Source organism: Micromonospora sp. WMMC241 (assembly GCF_027460165.1).
Taxonomy (GTDB): domain Bacteria; phylum Actinomycetota; class Actinomycetes; order Mycobacteriales; family Micromonosporaceae; genus Micromonospora; species Micromonospora humi.
In genome coordinates this window covers 1,093,456-1,108,319 of record NZ_JAPZBF010000001.1, presented here as the reverse complement: position 1 = coordinate 1,108,319, position 14,864 = coordinate 1,093,456, and the positions used below count along the sequence as shown (strand labels likewise).

The window sequence follows — 14,864 nt, the reverse complement described above, 5'->3', positions numbered from 1 at the left end:
GGGACAGCCGGCAGGTCAGCCCGCCAGGTTGTGCAGGTCCAGTCGGCCCCGGGCGAACGCGTCCACCCGGCCCCACCGGCCCGGGATGTCCAGCACCTCGATCCGTCCCATGCCCACCGGCAGCCGCGGGTCCACCGCCAGGTGACCCTCGTGCGGCTCCAGCCCCAGCATGGTCCGGATCAGCAGCAGCGGCGCCCCGGTCGACCAGGCCTGCGGGCTGCACGCGGTCGGATACTCCACCGGGAACTTCGTCAGCTCCCGGTGGTAGCCGCCGAACGCCTCGGGCAGTCGACCGTCGAAGTAGGTCGCCGCGTCCAGGATCCCGTTCGCCACCGTGGCCGCCTCCTCGGCGAAGCCGTAGCGGCGCAGGCCCCAGGCGACGAACGAGTTGTCGAACGGCCAGATCGCGCCGTTGTGGTAGCCGATCGGGTTGTAGCGGACCTCGCCCTCGGCAAGCGTCCGCACCCCCCAGCCGGACCACAGGCGCGGCCCGATGAGGTGCTCGGCGATCTGCGGCGCCCGCTCGTCGTCGACGATGCCGCTCCACAGCAGGTGGCCGATGTTGGAGCTGAGCACGTCGCACTTGCGCCCCTGCGGATCCAGCGCGAGCGCGTAGAACCCGCCCTCCTCGACCCACCAGTCCCGGTTGAACCGTGCCTTCAGCTCCGCCGCCTCGCGTTCCAGCTGCTCGGCGTACCCGGGGTCACCCCAGAACTCCCGGGCCATCCGGGCGGCCCGGATCTTCGCGTCGTACGCGTACCCCTGCACCTCGCAGCTCGCCCGCGGGAACGGCGGCAGCGAGCCGTCGGCGTACGAGACGGAGTCCCAGGAGTCCTTCCAGCACTGGTTCTCCAGGCCGGTGTCGGTGTTGCGCCGCTCGTACCAGATGTAGCCGTTGCCGACCAGGTCGGCGTAGTCGTCGATCCACCTCAGCGCGGCACGGCACTCCCGTTCCAGCTCCTTGACCAGCGCCACGTCGCCGCTCCACCGCTCGTACTCGTCGAGCAGCACCACGAACAGCGGGGTGGCGTCCACCGAGCCGTAGTAGGGCGAGTGCGGTTGCTCCTCGAACGCGGCGGTCTCGCCGTAGCGCATCTCGTGCAGGATCCGACCCGGGTCCTCGTCCCGGAAGTCGTCGAACCGGGTGCCCTGGAGGGCCCCGAGGATGCGCAGCGTGGTCTTCGACATCTCGGGCGCGAACGGCAGCACCTGGAGGCAGGTGAGGATGCTGTCCCGACCGAACATGGTCATGAACCAGGGCAGCCCGGCCGCGGGCAGCGTCTGCCCGCCGAGCGACAGCGGCGAGAAGCGCAACGCCGCCAGGTCGACCAGGCTCCGCCGATAGGTCGCGGCGACCCGGCCGTGCTCGCTGTTCACCTTCGGCGCCTTCTCGATCCACTCCTCCAGGTCGTGCTGGAGCGCGAGCCGCTCGGTGCCGTGCGCCCGCAACCCGATCCGCAGGTCCCGGCCGCCGGGCCCGATGGCGAACGTCTGCACGTCGATGAGGACGTTCCACTGCTCGTTGGGCTCCAGGTGGATGCTGAAGGCGAAACCCCGGTTGTCGTAGCGGGCCGGCTGGTTGGTGGAGACGACCGTCTCCCGCTTGAAGTTCCCCCGCCGGTAGCCCAGTCGCAGCCGGTCCGGTTCCGCCTCGGCGTACAGCTCGCCCTTCTTGTTGAGGATCTCGTCCTTGACCTGGAAGAGGTCGGCGAAGTCGGAGCCGGCGTCCATCCGGATCTCCAGGTCGACCGCCTTCTCGTCGTGGTTGAGGATGGTCAGCGTCTCCCGGAAGCTGCCGCCCACCACCCGTTCCCGGATGATCGACAGTTTCGCGTCGACATAGTGCGTCGCCATGCCCGGCACCAGGAAGAAGCGGGCCTCGTAGTACTGGAGGTCGTCGTAGGAGAGCGCGTTGAGCCGCTCACCGTTGACCGTGAGCACCCACTTCGAGAGGTACCGGGTGTCGAGCGAGAAGAGACCGGTCGGCTCGCTCGGGGTGGCCTCGATGTCACCGGTGTCCTCGGAGACCACGAACGTGTTGCCGTCCAGGATCCGGACGGTGTTGGTACCGGCCATCAGGCGGCCCTCCTGGCAAAGGCGTGGTGCGGCCCGCGGGAGTCCGGCGGACCGGGGAAGACGCGCTCGATCTGGAGGACGAGCCGCAGGTCACCGACGACGGTCATGTCGCCGCGCAGCAGCGCCGCGATGGCGTTCTCCTCGCCGTCGACGAGCGCGCCGAAGAGTCGGGGGTCGGTGCCGACCACGGTGTCCGCCTCACCGTCCTCCTGCCGGACCCGCAGGTTGCCCCGGTCGATCTCCAGCAGCCAGTGCGTGGTCTGCGCGCCCTCGTGCAGGTCGAACCGGAGCGTTCCGGATGTCTTGACCAGTAGCGGCTCGAACCCCCGCCGATCCAGGTCCTCGAAGAATCTCGTGGTCATGTCCACCATCGAAGGCGACTCCTCCCGCGATGCCAGCGGCCTCCCCGTCGTCAGCACGGGTCCCCGGCGGGTCCCGGGTCAACCTCGCCCGGATCGGGTGAGGGCGCCGCCGGGCCGGACACGCGAGACGCCGGCCCCCGAACCGGGGGCCGGCGTCACCGCGGCGGACGGTCAGTTGTTGGGGTCGTCGGCGCTGATGTCCGCGAGCACCGACTGGGGTTCCCGCTCGACCGCCAGGTCACCCATCGAGACCAGGCCGATCAGCTTGCCGTCCTCGATCACCGGGAGCCGGCGGACGGCGTACGTGCGCATCAGGTCGGCGGCGGCCACCGCGTCGTCGTTCTGGCTGACCGTCACCACGTCCTTGCTGGTGATCTCGTTGAGCCGGGTGGTGGCGGGGTTCCGGTCCTCGGCGACGCCCCGGACCGTGATGTCCCGGTCCGTGACGATGCCGACCACGTTGTCGCCGTCGGTCACCACCACGTCGCCGATGGCGCTGTCGCGCATCTCCTGGGCCGCCGCGGCGAGCGTGTCGTTGCCGTCCATCGTCACCAACCGGGTCGTCATGAACTCTCCGACCGTTGTCATGGTGCTCCCCTCTCGGTGTCGGCACCGCGGTCTACCCGCCGCCCGAGGCGGGGTAACCGGCGCGACCGACCCCGCGCGGGGCTCAGCGCCCGGCGGCGACCAGCTCGGCGAGCTGCACGGCGTTGAGCGCGGCGCCCTTGCGCAGGTTGTCGTTGGCGCAGAACAGCGCCAGCCCGTGCTCGACCGTCTCGTCAACCCGGATCCGTCCCACGTACGTCGGGTCCTGGCCGGCCGCCTCCAGCGGGGTGGGCACGTCGCTCAACGCCACCCCTGGCGCGCCGTCGAGCAGCTCCCGGGCCCGGGCCGGGTCGATCGGACGGGCGAAGCGGGCGTTGATCTGCAACGAGTGACCGGTGAAGACCGGCACCCGCACGCAGGTGCCGGAGACCTTCAACCCGGGGATCTGGAGGATCTTGCGGCTCTCGTTGCGCAGCTTCTGCTCCTCGTCGGTCTCGAACGAGCCGTCGTCGACGATCGAGCCGGCCAGCGGGAGCACGTTGAAGGCGATCGGGCGGGCGAACGAGCGCGGGGCCGGGAACTCGACCGCCGAGCCGTCGAACGCGAGTGCGCTCGCGTCCTCGGCCACCTTGCGGACCTGTTCGTCCAGCTCGGCCACGCCGGCCAGGCCGGCGCCGGAGACCGCCTGGTAGGTGGCGACCACCAGGCCGACCAGCTCGGCCTCGGCGTGCAGCGGACGCAGCACCGGCATGGCGGCCATCGTGGTGCAGTTGGGGTTGGCCACGATGCCCTTGGGCCGGTCGGCGATCGCGTGCGGGTTGACCTCGGCGACGACCAGCGGCACCTCGGGGTCCATCCGGTACGCGGACGAGTTGTCGATCACCACGGCGCCGGCCGCGGCGACCCGGGGCGCCAGCTCCTTCGCGGTGCCCTTGCCGGCCGAGAAGAGCACGATGTCCAGACCGCGGTAGTCCGCGGTGGCCGCGTCCTCGACGGTCACCTCGCCGTCGCGCCAGGGCAGCGCCCGCCCGGCCGACCGGGCCGAGGCGAACAACCGCACCTGCTCCGCCGGGAAGTCGCGCTCCGCCAGCACCTGCCGCATCACGCCACCGACCTGGCCGGTGGCACCCACAATGCCGATCCTCATGCCCGCGAGGCTACCCAGCCGAGCCGCGCGGGCGGGAAGCCTTTCCCAGCGCGCGGGCCGGGGCGACGGGAATCACATCGATCCCGCCGCCCCCGCCCGGTCACGCGTGGTCACGCGTGGTCGACCACGTCGCCGAGGCCGGCGGCCACCAGCTCGTCCCGGATCACCGCCGCGTCCCCCTCGACGACGAGGGACAGCGCCTCCGGGTGCAGGTGCGCCGCGGCCGCCGCGGAGACCTCCTCCACGGTGGCCGCGAGCAGCGCCTCGCGCAGCCGGGCGTGGTAGTCGTCCGGCAGGTCGTGCACCACCAGCGTGGTCAGCGCCGACGCGATCGCCCGCGGGCTCTGCAGCTCGACCGAGAGCTGGCCGGCCCGCCACGAGCGGGCCACCTCCAGCTCCTCCTCGGTCACCCCGGTGAGCCGGGTCCGCGAGACCTCGCCCACCGACTCGACGAGCGCCGGCGCGGTCACCGCGGTCTGCACGCCGGAGCTGACCGCGAACCGGCCGAAGCGCCGGGACGAGGCGAAGTCGCCGCGGATCCCGTACGTGTAGCCGCGCACCTCGCGGATCAGGTGGTTGAGGCGGGAGGTGAACGCGCCGCCGAGCACCGTGCCGGCGAGCGTCATCGGCACGTGGTCGGGGTGGGCACGGTGCGGCGACGGGTGGCCCAGCCGCAGCGTGGACTGCACCGAGCCGGGCCGGTCCACCAGGATGATCCGCCGCCGGTCGGCCAGCGGCACCTCGATCGGGCCGCCCCGGTCCACCGGACCACCGCCGGTGCCGGCGAACGCCGCCGCGCCGAGCGCGTCCAGGTCGATCCGGTCCAGGTCGCCGGCGACCACGAGGGTGCCGGGACGGATGAACCACTCGGAGTGGAAGACCGTGACGTCGTCCACCTCCAGCGCGGCCACGCTCTCCGGGTCGCCGTAGAGCGGGCGCCCCCACCGGTGCTCGGCGCCGAACAGGTCGGCGCGCAGCACCGCGTCGGCGCGGGGGCCCGGGTTGGCCCAGTCCATCCGCAGCGCGGTCGCCTCGTCGTCACGGACCCGCAGCACGTCGGCCGGGTCGAGGCGCGGCGTGCGGACCGCCTCGGCCATCAACTCCACCGCGGCACTCAGCCGGCCCACCGGGACCTGCACGCTGACCTGGAACGAGTCCCAGTCGAGCCCGCTCACCAGCTCGGTGCCGAGCGCCTCGATCGCCAGCGCGTACGCGGTGGCGTCCCGCTGCGCGGTGCCCTCCTCCAGCGCCTTGGCCAGCACCGCGCCGAGGCCCTCCTTGCCGACCGGCTCCCGGCCCGCGCCGCCGTCGAGCAGCAGCAGCGCGACGGCGAGGTTCTGCCCCGGCAGGTGCGCGGCGACGACCTGCCCGCCGGCGACCGTCCGCCGGACCACCTGGGGGAACCGGTAGGCGCGGGCGGCGCCGGGACCGGGACGGGTGGCGATCAGCGTCATGAGGTCTCCTCGGGCAGGTAGGTCAGGATCACCCGGTCGTCGGCGCCGAACAGCTCGGCGGCCTGCCCGGCGATCTGCTCGGCGGTGACGGCCAGCCAGCCGGGCAGCCGGTCGGCGGCCGTGGCCGGGTCGCCGAACTGGGTGGCGTAGCGGCCGAGCGTGTCGGCGCGACCGTCCACCGTGGACATCTGCCGCCACCACATGGTGCTCAGCAGCGCCTTGGCCCGGTCCAGCTCGGCGGCCGTCACCGGCACGGTGGCCAGCTCGTCGACCACCTCGGCCAGCCCGTCGCGCAGCCGCTCGGCGGTCACGCCGGGGCGGGCGGTGGCGGTGGCGATCAGCGGGGCGGGCGCGTACGCCAGGTCGACGCCGTACGCGCCGACCAGGTCCGGCTGGGCGATCCGCTCGCCGTCGGCGAGCCGCTGGTAGAGCCGGCTGCCCCGGCCGCTGCCGAGCACGGTGGCGAGGACCGTTGTCACGTCGTAGCCGGGGTCGCCGAACGGGTGGGTGCGGTGCGCCAGGTAGACGCGGGGGGCGGGCACGTCGGCGGTGACCGTCTCCACCGCCGGACGGCCGGTCGCCGGCACCGCGCGCCCGTCCGGGGCGGCCGGGATGTCCGGCCGCGGCGCCAGGCCGCCGAAGTATTTGTCGGCCAGCGCGAACACCTCGGCCGCGGTGGTGTCGCCGACCACGGTCAGGACCGCGTTGTTCGGCGCGTAGTAGGTGCTGTGGAACGCCTGGAAGGTGGCCAGGTCGGCGGCGTTCAGGTCGGCCATCGAGCCGATCGTGGCGTGGTGGTAGGGGTGGCCGGGCGGATAGAGCAGCGGCAGCAGCCGCAGCCAGGCGTCGCCGTACGGCACGTTCTCGTAGCGCTGCCGCCGCTCGTTCTTCACCACGTCACGCTGGTTGTCCAGCGTCTCCTGGGTCAGCGCCGGCACCAGGCCGCCCATCCGGTCGGCCTCCAGCCAGAGCGCCAGCTCCAGGTGCTCGGCCGGGACCGTCTCGAAGTAGTTGGTCCGGTCCGGGTTGGTGGTCGCGTTGAGCGAGCCGCCGGCGCCCTGGATCAGCTTCATGTGCTCGGTCTTCGCCACGTTCACCGAGCCCTCGAACATCAGGTGCTCGAAGAGGTGGGCGAAGCCGGTCTGGCCCGCCGGTTCGTGGCGGGAACCCACGTCGTACCAGAGGTTGACCGCCACGGCCGGTGCGGTGCGGTCCTCGCTCACCACCACACGCAGGCCGTTGTCCAGTCGGGTCGTCTCGATCGGCCAGGGGAAACCGCTGTCGGGCATGGCACGACGCTATCCGATCCGGTGGGCGGAAAGGGGACGCCCGGTCCGCGTCGTCGTCGCGCGACGGGGTACCCAGGTCGGCATGACCCCCGCACCCTCCGCCGTCGAACGTGCCGCCGCCGCGCTGGCCCGGCTCCGGCACGCCCGACTGCTGCATCCCGCCGGCCGCGTCTTCGCCGCCGACGTGCTGATCTGGGGTACGCCGGGACCGCCCACCGGGGTGCCGCTGCTGGACCGGCCCGGTCGCTGGCCGGCCACGGTCCGCCTGTCGAAGGGGACGCCGACGCCGGCCGGCTGGCCGGACGTGCTGGGCGTGGCGGTCCGGCTGCACCGGGATCCGGAGCCGCCGGTGGACCTGCTGGTGAGTTCCAGCGGGGCGGCGCCGGTGCTGCGGAACCTGCCGCTGCCCCGGCGGCGCTTCACCGGGACGTACACCTCGATCATGTCGTTCCGGGCCGGGGCGCGGCGGTTGTTCCTGGCCGCGCTGGCCGACCCGGACTCACCCGACCTTGGTCGCACGCTCGCCGAGGCCGACGCGGCGGTGGCCGGCGACGAGCCCCGGCTGGTGCTCGCGGTGGCCTCGGCGGTGGGGCCGTGGCGGCCGTTCGGCGAGGTACGGCTGAGCGCCCGGCGCGGCGCCCGGGAGGACGCCGCGCTGGCCTTCGACCCGATCGGGAACGTGCCGCCGGGCCTGCGGCTGGCCGGCCCGCTGGCCCGGCTGCGGGACGCCGGTTACCGGGGGTCGCGTCGGGGCCGGGGCGTCGCGGTCAGTCGGGTGGCTCGACGGGGTTGACGGTCTCGGCGGAGGTGCGGTGCTCCAGCACCGTGTCCGGGGCGGCGTTCTGGTCCTCCTCCCGAAGATCCGATTCGGCGAGGATCGCGTCGGCCTGGGCCTGCGGGTCGTCGCTGCCCGCCGCCGCCTCCTCGGGCAGCAGGTGGGCGCGGGACTCGATCCGGTCCTGGTCGCTCTGGTCGTGACTCATGAGAGTCCTCATACCCCGCGTCCCGCTTCGCGGAACGACAGCGGCGTTCCCGGGCGCGTCGGGTACGCTGGCCGGCGTGACGCGTTCGTATCGATGGTTTAGACAGCCGGCTGGAGGAGCCGGTGACTCGACCGTGAGCTGACGTCACTTCCTCTTCGAGCCGGCCGGGCAGGGATGGTTCCCTGCCCTTTCGCATGCGAGCAGCCGGCTCGACACCCTGGGCGCCGGCCCCGGGGCGCGGTCGGCGGAAGGATCCCCACCGTGACCACGTCCCCGGACGCCCGCCGGGTCATCGACCAGCGGATCGACCGCGTCGTGCCGTTGACCACCCCGGCCCTGCTGCACCACCACCTGCCGCTCGACGCGCCCCTCGCCGAGGCCGTCGTGGCCGGCCGGCGCGCGGTCGGCCGGGTGCTGGACCGCGCCGACGACCGCCTGCTGGTGGTGGTCGGCCCGTGCTCGGTGCACGACCCGGCGGCCGCGCTGGAGTACGCGGGACGGCTGCGCGCGGCCGCCGACCGCGTCGCCGACGACCTGCTCGTGGTGATGCGGGTCTACTTCGAGAAGCCGCGCTCGACGGTGGGCTGGAAGGGCCTGATCAACGACCCGGCGCTGGACGGCTCGGGTGACGTGAACACCGGCCTGCGTAGCGCGCGGGCGCTCCTGCTCGACGTGTTGCGGCTGGGCCTGCCGGTGGGTTGCGAGTTCCTCGACCCGATCACCCCGCAGTACATCGCGGACACGGTGGCCTGGGGCGCGATCGGGGCCCGGACGGTGGAGAGCCAGGTGCACCGGCAGCTCGCCTCCGGACTGTCCATGCCGATCGGCATGAAGAACCGCCCCGACGGCAGCATCGCCACCGCCGTGGACGCGATCCGCGCCGCCGGCGTGCCGCACGTCTTCCCCGGCATCGACGTCTCCGGCATCCCGGCGATCATGCACACCCGGGGCAACGCCGACGGTCACCTGGTGCTGCGCGGCGGGGGCGGCCGGCCCAACTACGACGCCGAGTCGGTGGCCGGGGCGCTGGACCTGCTGCGCGCCGCGGGCCTGCCCGAGCGGGTGGTGATCGACGCCAGCCACGCCAACAGCGGCAAGGACCACCGCAACCAGCCGCTGGTCGCCGCGGACGTGGCCGAGCAGCTCGCCGCCGGCCAGCGCGGCATCGTCGGGATCATGCTGGAGAGCTTCCTGCTCCCCGGCCGGCAGGATCTGGACCCGACCCGGGAGCTGGAGTACGGCCGGTCGGTCACGGACGCCTGCATCGGCTGGGACACCACCGCCGAGGTGCTCGACCACCTGGCCCAGGCCGTCCGCGCCCGCCGGGCCGCCCTCCCGGCGCCGGCCTGAGCGGCATTCGGCGGAGTTTGACCGGTTCGGGGTCGGGTAGGTGGTCGGCGTGACCGATGACGCGCCCGTGACCGAGCAGCCGGACACCAGGCCGCTCGACGACCTGCTCGACGACCTCTACCACGGCCAGGAGCGGATCAGTCAGACCGACATCTACCGCCGGGCGGTGGCCGCGGAACTCCCCGCGGAGCTGCTCACCCGGATCGCCGCGCTCCCCCAGGGCGAGTACGCGGTGGACGAGGTGGCCGACCTGCTGGGCGGCACGGTCGCCTGAGCACCCCGCCGACGAGAGGACGCAGATGACCGACCGTGAGCCCGAGCACAAGCACCTGCCGGCGCTCGGCCAGCCCCCGGAGGGCGTAGACACGCTGCCGGAGCCGGACTTCGCCAACGAGCACGACCGCACCGCGGTGGACCGGGACATCATCACCGGGGAGGACGACCGGGAGCCGGAGACGTCGCGCGGCTGGGCCGGCGAGGACCACGGCAGCACCCCCACCTGATCCGGCCGACGAACGAGGACGGGGCCGGCGCGTTCGCGCCGGCCCCGTCGTCCGTCGGCTCACTCCTCGTGGTGGCCGCCCTCGGCCGCCCGCTGGGCCACCGCGTAGCCCATCTGGAGGAAGTCGGAGGCGGCGACCGCGGTCAGCGCGGTGGCCACCAGCCGGGTCAGCCGGGGCGCGAGCACCAGGCCGCCGGTGAGCCCGGTGGCCACCCACACCGCCAGGCAGAACGGGCAGCTGACCAGCTCGCCGAGCGCGTGCCGGGTGGGGCTGCCCTCGTCGCGGACCTGTTCCATCACCTCGCCGCTGCCGATCGGGTGGTCGTAGCGGGTGAACGGCGCCCGCAACGGGCTGGTGATGGCGTCCTTGGAGATCAGCCGGCTCAGCTTGTGCGTGGCGATCGAGAGCAGCACCACGTCGCCGGGCGAGGGCCGCTCCGGCACCGGTCGGCCGGTCGCCCGGACCACCCCGACCAGCGCGGCGGTCACGCCGGCGTAGGTGCCCATCGCCTTCAGGTAGCCCTCCAGCGGTCGGTGCTCGTGCGGCGCGTACGCCTGGCGCAGGCGCGCCACCTTCTGCTTCAGGCCACTCCCGGTCAACCCGGCCTCCCTCGTCGTCATGGCGGCCGGGCTCAACCGGCGGTCAGGTTGTCGGCCACCTCGCGGTCGAGGTTGGCCAGGATCTCGTCGGCCAGCCCGTGGTCCGGGCCGGCCAGGTCCAGTCGGACCCGCGCGCCACCGGCGTCGGCCGGTTCCACGTCGATCTCCGCCGACCAGTCGGCGCTGCTCCACCGGGCCCGCATGTCGTCGGCGTCGAGCACCTCCACCCGGCAGGTGCCGGAGCGACGCAGTTCCTCGGGCAGCCAGGCGGAGGACCGGTCCGGGTCGGTGGCGGTGTTGAACACCACCTCGGGCGGCGCGGACATGCCGCGCTCGGCGTGGCTGGCCATCAGGCGTCCCGCAGCCGGTGCGGGTCGACCTCGCGGCCCGGGTGTCGGGCCAGGTATTCCGTCTCCAGCTCGGCGGTGCGGCGCAGGTGGTTGGCGAGTGCCGAGTCGGTGGCGTGCCGCAGCGTGTCCAGCCGGGTCCGGTGCAGGCTCCGCATCTCCCGGATCAGGTCCTCGTCGCCCAGTTCGGCCGGGTCCACCCCGATCATCTCGTCGTCGGCGGGCCCGGTGCGGGCGTGGTCACCGTCCCACTCGGTGACGCGCTGTTCCGGGCTGGTGTCCCCGCGTACCGATTCGGTCATCGTCGCCCCCTCGTCTCGTTCGGGCTGGCGACTAGACGGATGCCCAGCCGGGATGCCACCAAACCCCGCGCACTACGACGCCGCGTCGGAGAGGGCCGGCGACCCCGGTACCCTCGATGGCATGCAGCGGCTCCGGACACCGGCGTGGATCGTCCGCCACGTGGCCATGGTCGTGCTGGTGGTGGGGTTCCTCGGGTTGGGCTGGTGGCAGGTCACCCGGGCCGCCGGGGGCAACGCGCTGAGCTTCGGCTACGCGATCGAGTGGCCGGTCTTCGCCGGCTTCGTGGTCTTCGTGTGGTGGCGCGAGGTGCGGCAGGCCCTGCGGGCCGAGCGGGGGCAGCCGGCGGGTCCGGCGCCGTCGTCGACCGCCGGCGACGAGCCGGTCGCCGCCACCCAGGGGGTACGCGAGCCGGTCGCCGCCACCCCGGCGGTACGCCGGCCGGTGCGCGTCGCCCGGACGCCGGTGCGCCCGGCGGACGGGGCGGACGACGGCGAGTTGGCCGCGTACAACCGCTATCTTTCCTGGTTGAACGCCAATCCGGGCGCCCGGCCCGGCGACTATCCCGGCTGAGGCCGGTGCGGAAGGACGGACGACGGTGGGCGGAGCCCTTACCCGGTACCGCGTGATCGCCTGGATCGTGGGCGTGGCGCTGGTGGTGCTGGTCCTGATCGGCATGCCGCTGAAGTACGGCTTCGACAACCCGAGCGTGGTCGCAGTGGTCGGCGTCGCGCACGGCTGGCTCTACATGCTCTATCTGGCGCTCACGTTCGACCTGTCCCGCCGGGCCGACTGGCCGTTGAAGCGGATGCTGCTGGTGATGCTGGCCGGCACCGTGCCGTTCGTCTCGTTCTACGCCGAGCGGCGGGTGAGCCACTGGGTGGCCGCCGAGCGCCGCCCCCGTACCCCGGAGCCGGTCGCCGGCTGACCGCGCGTCAGCGCGTCGGCCGCCACGGGCCGGCGCCCGGCGGGTCGGCCCGGCGCGCCCCCTCGCGGGCCCGGCGCAACGCGCGGGTGACCTGGCCGAACTGCCGCTCGTCGTCGCTGCTGAACAGCAGCACCTCGGCGCCGCGGACGCGGCCCCACAGCTCGTGCGCCGGGGGTCGCCAGCGGTCGCCGGCCAGCACGAGCAGCAACGGCAGCAGGCCCACCGCGCCGAGCGTGAGGTACGCCCCGGCGGTGAGCCGCTCCAGGCCGCCGGTGAAGCCGAGCAGCAGGCCGACCGACGCGATCAACGCGGCGGAGACGGCGACCGCCCGCACGGCGAGCCGGTCGTGCGGGCCTCGGGCGGTGCGGAGCTGGGTGATGTCGGCGACCGGCCAGCTGGTGCGGCCGACGCTGAAGCGTTCGGCGGTGACGACGATGCCGGGCCGGGCGTAGAGCAGGGTGGGCGCGGTGGAGGAGCGATCGGTCTGCACGGTGGCCTCCCGGGGTCGCGGATCCCGCGGTGGGATTCCCGGATCCGCAACCCATTGTGTGGCTCTCCCGCTACCCGGGAAAACCGTCACCGACCGTCAACGTCATCATTGTCACTTTCCGACACTTTGCCAACTTTCGCCCCTCCTTGAACTCCCGGTAACTCCGATCACGGGTTAGGTTGTCCAGGTCGGTCCGGTCGACCGCCGTCCACCCGGACGGCGCCGGGCCGGTGTCGACGGATCGCGACACCGCGCTCCGCCGACCCTGGAGAGGAGCTTTCCGCTCTTGTCGTCCTTACGGATGCTGCTCCGCTCGCTTGCGGTGGCCGGCCTCTCGGCCGCGCTGCTCGCCCCGGCCTCGGTGGCTCGGGCCGAGCCCACCCCCGCCGAGCTGACGAAGCAGATCGAGAAGTCCTCGACTGAGCTGGAGCGAATCGTCGAGTCCTACAACAAGCTCAACGAGGAGATCAAGGCCAACAAGGCCGAGGCGGCCGCGTTGGAGGCCAAGATCGGCCCGTTGCAGGAACAGGCCGAGCGGAGCCGCGCCGACGTGGGCGTGCTGGCCGCCACGGCGTACAAGACCGGTGGCATGCGCACCGCGGCGGCTCTGCTGGAGCCGGGCGGCACGGCCGCGCTGCCGGAGCGGCTGGGCACGCTCGACCAGCTCACCCGACAGCGGCAGCGCACCATCACCGGCTTCACCGCCGACCAGCGGCGACTGATCGACCAGAAGTCCAAGCTCGACCTCACGCTGGCCCGGGAGGCGGCGCAGGCGAAGCAGCTCGTCGCCGGCAAGAAGCGGATCGAGTCGGACCTGTCCCGTCTCTACGAGATGCGCCGTAAGGCGTACGGACGGGCCACCGAGGCGCCCGCCAAGGCGAACTCGGCGGGCAAGCCGCCGGCCGTCTCCGGCAAGGCCGGGGTGGCGGTGCGCTACGCCTACGGCGCGGTCGGCAAGCCGTACGGCTGGGGCTCCGAGGGCCCCGGCAGCTACGACTGCTCCGGCCTGACGCTGGCCTCCTGGCGGGCGGCCGGGAAGTCCCTGCCGCACAACGCGGCGGCCCAGTGGAACGCCACCACCCGGATCAGCCGTAGCGCGCTGCAACCGGGTGACCTGGTGTTCTATTCGGGGCTCGGGCACGTGGCGCTCTACGTCGGTGGTGGTCAGATCATCGACGCGCCGAGCGCGGGGCGCAACGTGAGCAAGCGGAGCATGAACATCATGACGATCGCCGGCTACGGCCGGGTCTGATCGAAGACAGCGAACGGCCGGCGTCCCCCTGTCGGACGCCGGCCGTTTCGTCGTTCATCACTACCGGGTCAGGCCGCCTGCAGCCCTTCGGCGCGGGCCAGCTCGCGGAGCCGGCCGAGGGCCTGGATCTCCAGCTGGCGGATCCGCTCCCGGGAGAGCGAGAACCGGGACGCGACCTCGGTGAGCGAGTGCTCCCGCCCGTCCTCCAGGCCGTAGCGGGCCCGCATGATGCCGGCCGACCGGTCGTCGAGATGGTTGAGCAGGCCCTCGATACGCTGCCGCTCCAGGCCGGTGAGCACGATCTCCTCCGGCGACGGCGCGTCGCTGTCGGCGACCAGGTCACCGAGGTTGGTGTCGCCGTCGTCGCCCACCGGGGTGTCCAGCGAGACGGTGTCCTGCGACCAGCGGCGCAGCTCGTTCACCCGCTCGACGGTGACGCCGAGCGAGGCCGCGATCTGCTCCGGCTCCGGGTCGGCGCCCAGCTCGCGGGTGAGCTGCCGGGCCACGTTGCGCATCCGGTTGACGTCCTCGACCAGGTGCACGGGCAGCCGTACGGTCCGCTCCTGCTGGGCGATCGCCCGGCTGATCGCCTGGCGGATCCACCACGTCGCGTAGGTGGAGAACTTGAAGCCCCGCTCGTAGTCGAACTTCTCGACCGCCCGGACCAGGCCGGTGTTGCCCTCCTGGATCAGGTCCAGCATGGGCATGCCGGAGCGCACGTAGCGCCGGGCGATGGAGACGACCAGCCGCAGGTTGGCGCGGATGAAGAGGTCCTTCGCCCGCTCACCGTCGGCCACGACGCGCTCCAGTTCCTCCCGGGTGACCCCGTCGGGGACGCGCTCCTGCTCGAGCAGGTGCTCGGCGTAGAGGCCCCCCTCGATCGCCTTGGAGAGGTCGACCTCCCGGGCGGCGTCCAGCAGCGGCGTCCGGGAGATCTCGTGCAGGTAGACGCCGACCAGGTCCCGCTCCTCGGCGACCTCGTCGGTACGCATGCCGATCTTCTTGTCCACGATTGCCACGGTCCCCTCGCTCGCGCCGGTTGCCCGGTTCCTTGCCATCCCCACGTTCATCAGCCCTCCCCGTAACTTCCGCTGTGCCCGTAGGTGCTGACACCTACACAACAGATGTGACGTGTCGGGGATTCCATGCCGTGAGTCGAAACTGTCACGAATGCCTGAGTAGTAGCTGAGAGCCCGGTCCATGTTTCCTGTCAGGACCCCTGCTCGGGCGGCCCGCGG

Annotated in this window: 19 protein-coding genes; 7 read left to right on the top strand and 12 right to left on the bottom strand. The window is 73.0% G+C overall.

The genetic code is table 11. The annotated features are described in order from the left end of the window. Window positions 1-15: 15 nt before the first annotated feature. The 6 genes from O7598_RS05325 to O7598_RS05300 form a co-directional block, all read right to left on the bottom strand. Window positions 16-2,076 carry an amylo-alpha-1,6-glucosidase gene (locus O7598_RS05325; RefSeq protein WP_269690270.1) on the bottom strand — a complete coding sequence of 687 codons (2,061 nt, stop codon included), beginning with the start codon at window positions 2,074-2,076 and terminating at the stop codon, window positions 16-18. Further along, window positions 2,076-2,447, bottom strand: a complete 372-nt coding sequence (locus tag O7598_RS05320) for an SCP2 sterol-binding domain-containing protein (RefSeq protein ID WP_091069422.1) — start codon at window positions 2,445-2,447, stop codon at window positions 2,076-2,078. The genes O7598_RS05325 and O7598_RS05320 overlap by 1 nt, the downstream gene beginning before the upstream one ends. 162 nt (window positions 2,448-2,609) lie before the next feature. Continuing rightward, entirely contained in the window at window positions 2,610-3,026 is a 417-nt protein-coding gene (locus tag O7598_RS05315) for a CBS domain-containing protein (protein WP_269690269.1), read from the bottom strand. Window positions 3,027-3,108: 82 nt separating this feature from the next. Continuing rightward, window positions 3,109-4,131, bottom strand: coding sequence for an aspartate-semialdehyde dehydrogenase (locus tag O7598_RS05310; protein WP_269690268.1), 1,023 nt, complete (start codon window positions 4,129-4,131; stop codon window positions 3,109-3,111). A 110-nt stretch (window positions 4,132-4,241) separates the two neighbouring features. Beyond that, on the bottom strand, window positions 4,242-5,585 hold the full coding sequence (locus O7598_RS05305; protein ID WP_269690267.1) for a M16 family metallopeptidase: 1,344 nt from the start codon (window positions 5,583-5,585) through the stop codon (window positions 4,242-4,244). Beyond that, window positions 5,582-6,874, bottom strand: coding sequence for a M16 family metallopeptidase (locus tag O7598_RS05300; RefSeq protein WP_269690266.1), 1,293 nt, complete (start codon window positions 6,872-6,874; stop codon window positions 5,582-5,584). Before O7598_RS05300 ends, O7598_RS05305 begins: the two co-directional genes overlap by 4 nt. A gap of 82 nt (window positions 6,875-6,956) precedes the next feature. On the opposite strand from O7598_RS05300, the gene O7598_RS05295 reads away from it, so the two are divergent. Beyond that, on the top strand, window positions 6,957-7,667 hold the full coding sequence (locus O7598_RS05295; protein ID WP_269690265.1) for a phosphodiesterase: 711 nt from the start codon (window positions 6,957-6,959) through the stop codon (window positions 7,665-7,667). Here O7598_RS05295 and O7598_RS05290 read toward each other — a convergent pair. Then, entirely contained in the window at window positions 7,642-7,857 is a 216-nt protein-coding gene (locus O7598_RS05290) for a hypothetical protein (RefSeq protein WP_269690264.1), read from the bottom strand. The genes O7598_RS05295 and O7598_RS05290 overlap by 26 nt on opposite strands. A gap of 252 nt (window positions 7,858-8,109) precedes the next feature. On the opposite strand from O7598_RS05290, the gene O7598_RS05285 reads away from it, so the two are divergent. Genes O7598_RS05285 through O7598_RS05275 form a run of 3 tightly spaced genes read left to right on the top strand, consistent with a single transcriptional unit; the run spans window position 8,110 to window position 9,710 of the window. Continuing rightward, a complete protein-coding gene (locus O7598_RS05285; protein WP_269694755.1) occupies window positions 8,110-9,207 on the top strand; it encodes a 3-deoxy-7-phosphoheptulonate synthase in 1,098 nt (365 codons plus the stop codon). A 40-nt stretch (window positions 9,208-9,247) separates the two neighbouring features. After that, complete coding sequence (locus tag O7598_RS05280) at window positions 9,248-9,481, top strand: hypothetical protein (RefSeq protein WP_374709203.1); 234 nt, start codon at window positions 9,248-9,250, stop codon at window positions 9,479-9,481. A 25-nt stretch (window positions 9,482-9,506) separates the two neighbouring features. Further along, window positions 9,507-9,710, top strand: a complete 204-nt coding sequence (locus O7598_RS05275) for a hypothetical protein (protein WP_269690263.1) — start codon at window positions 9,507-9,509, stop codon at window positions 9,708-9,710. Between the two features lie 59 nt (window positions 9,711-9,769). Here O7598_RS05275 and O7598_RS05270 read toward each other — a convergent pair whose 3' ends face one another. The 3 genes from O7598_RS05270 to O7598_RS05260 are packed head-to-tail and all read right to left on the bottom strand — an operon-like array spanning window position 9,770 to window position 10,958. Next, on the bottom strand, window positions 9,770-10,330 hold the full coding sequence (locus O7598_RS05270; protein ID WP_269690262.1) for a DUF1360 domain-containing protein: 561 nt from the start codon (window positions 10,328-10,330) through the stop codon (window positions 9,770-9,772). Window positions 10,331-10,341: 11 nt separating this feature from the next. Beyond that, window positions 10,342-10,659 (bottom strand): SRPBCC family protein, encoded by a 318-nt coding sequence (locus O7598_RS05265; protein WP_269690261.1) that lies wholly within the window; start codon window positions 10,657-10,659, stop codon window positions 10,342-10,344. Then, window positions 10,659-10,958: a DUF6158 family protein gene (locus tag O7598_RS05260; protein ID WP_269690260.1), complete on the bottom strand. Its 300-nt coding sequence runs from the start codon at window positions 10,956-10,958 to the stop codon at window positions 10,659-10,661. The genes O7598_RS05265 and O7598_RS05260 overlap by 1 nt, the downstream gene beginning before the upstream one ends. Before the next feature lie 121 nt (window positions 10,959-11,079). On the opposite strand from O7598_RS05260, the gene O7598_RS05255 reads away from it, so the two are divergent. Then, entirely contained in the window at window positions 11,080-11,529 is a 450-nt protein-coding gene (locus O7598_RS05255) for a hypothetical protein (RefSeq protein WP_269690259.1), read from the top strand. 25 nt (window positions 11,530-11,554) lie between these two features. Then, complete coding sequence (locus O7598_RS05250; RefSeq protein ID WP_269690258.1) at window positions 11,555-11,884, top strand: DUF3817 domain-containing protein; 330 nt, start codon at window positions 11,555-11,557, stop codon at window positions 11,882-11,884. A 7-nt stretch (window positions 11,885-11,891) separates the two neighbouring features. Here the strand turns inward: O7598_RS05250 and O7598_RS05245 are convergent, their stop codons facing one another. After that, window positions 11,892-12,374, bottom strand: a complete 483-nt coding sequence (locus tag O7598_RS05245; protein WP_269690257.1) for a DUF6232 family protein — start codon at window positions 12,372-12,374, stop codon at window positions 11,892-11,894. Between the two features lie 286 nt (window positions 12,375-12,660). Between O7598_RS05245 and O7598_RS05240 the strand changes: the two genes are divergently transcribed. After that, entirely contained in the window at window positions 12,661-13,626 is a 966-nt protein-coding gene (locus O7598_RS05240; protein WP_269690256.1) for a C40 family peptidase, read from the top strand. Between the two features lie 68 nt (window positions 13,627-13,694). Here O7598_RS05240 and O7598_RS05235 read toward each other — a convergent pair whose 3' ends face one another. Continuing rightward, the gene (locus O7598_RS05235; RefSeq protein WP_175441474.1) at window positions 13,695-14,684 is read right to left on the bottom strand and encodes a sigma-70 family RNA polymerase sigma factor; all 990 of its coding nucleotides are present in this window, start codon (window positions 14,682-14,684) and stop codon (window positions 13,695-13,697) included. Window positions 14,685-14,864 lie beyond the last annotated feature (180 nt).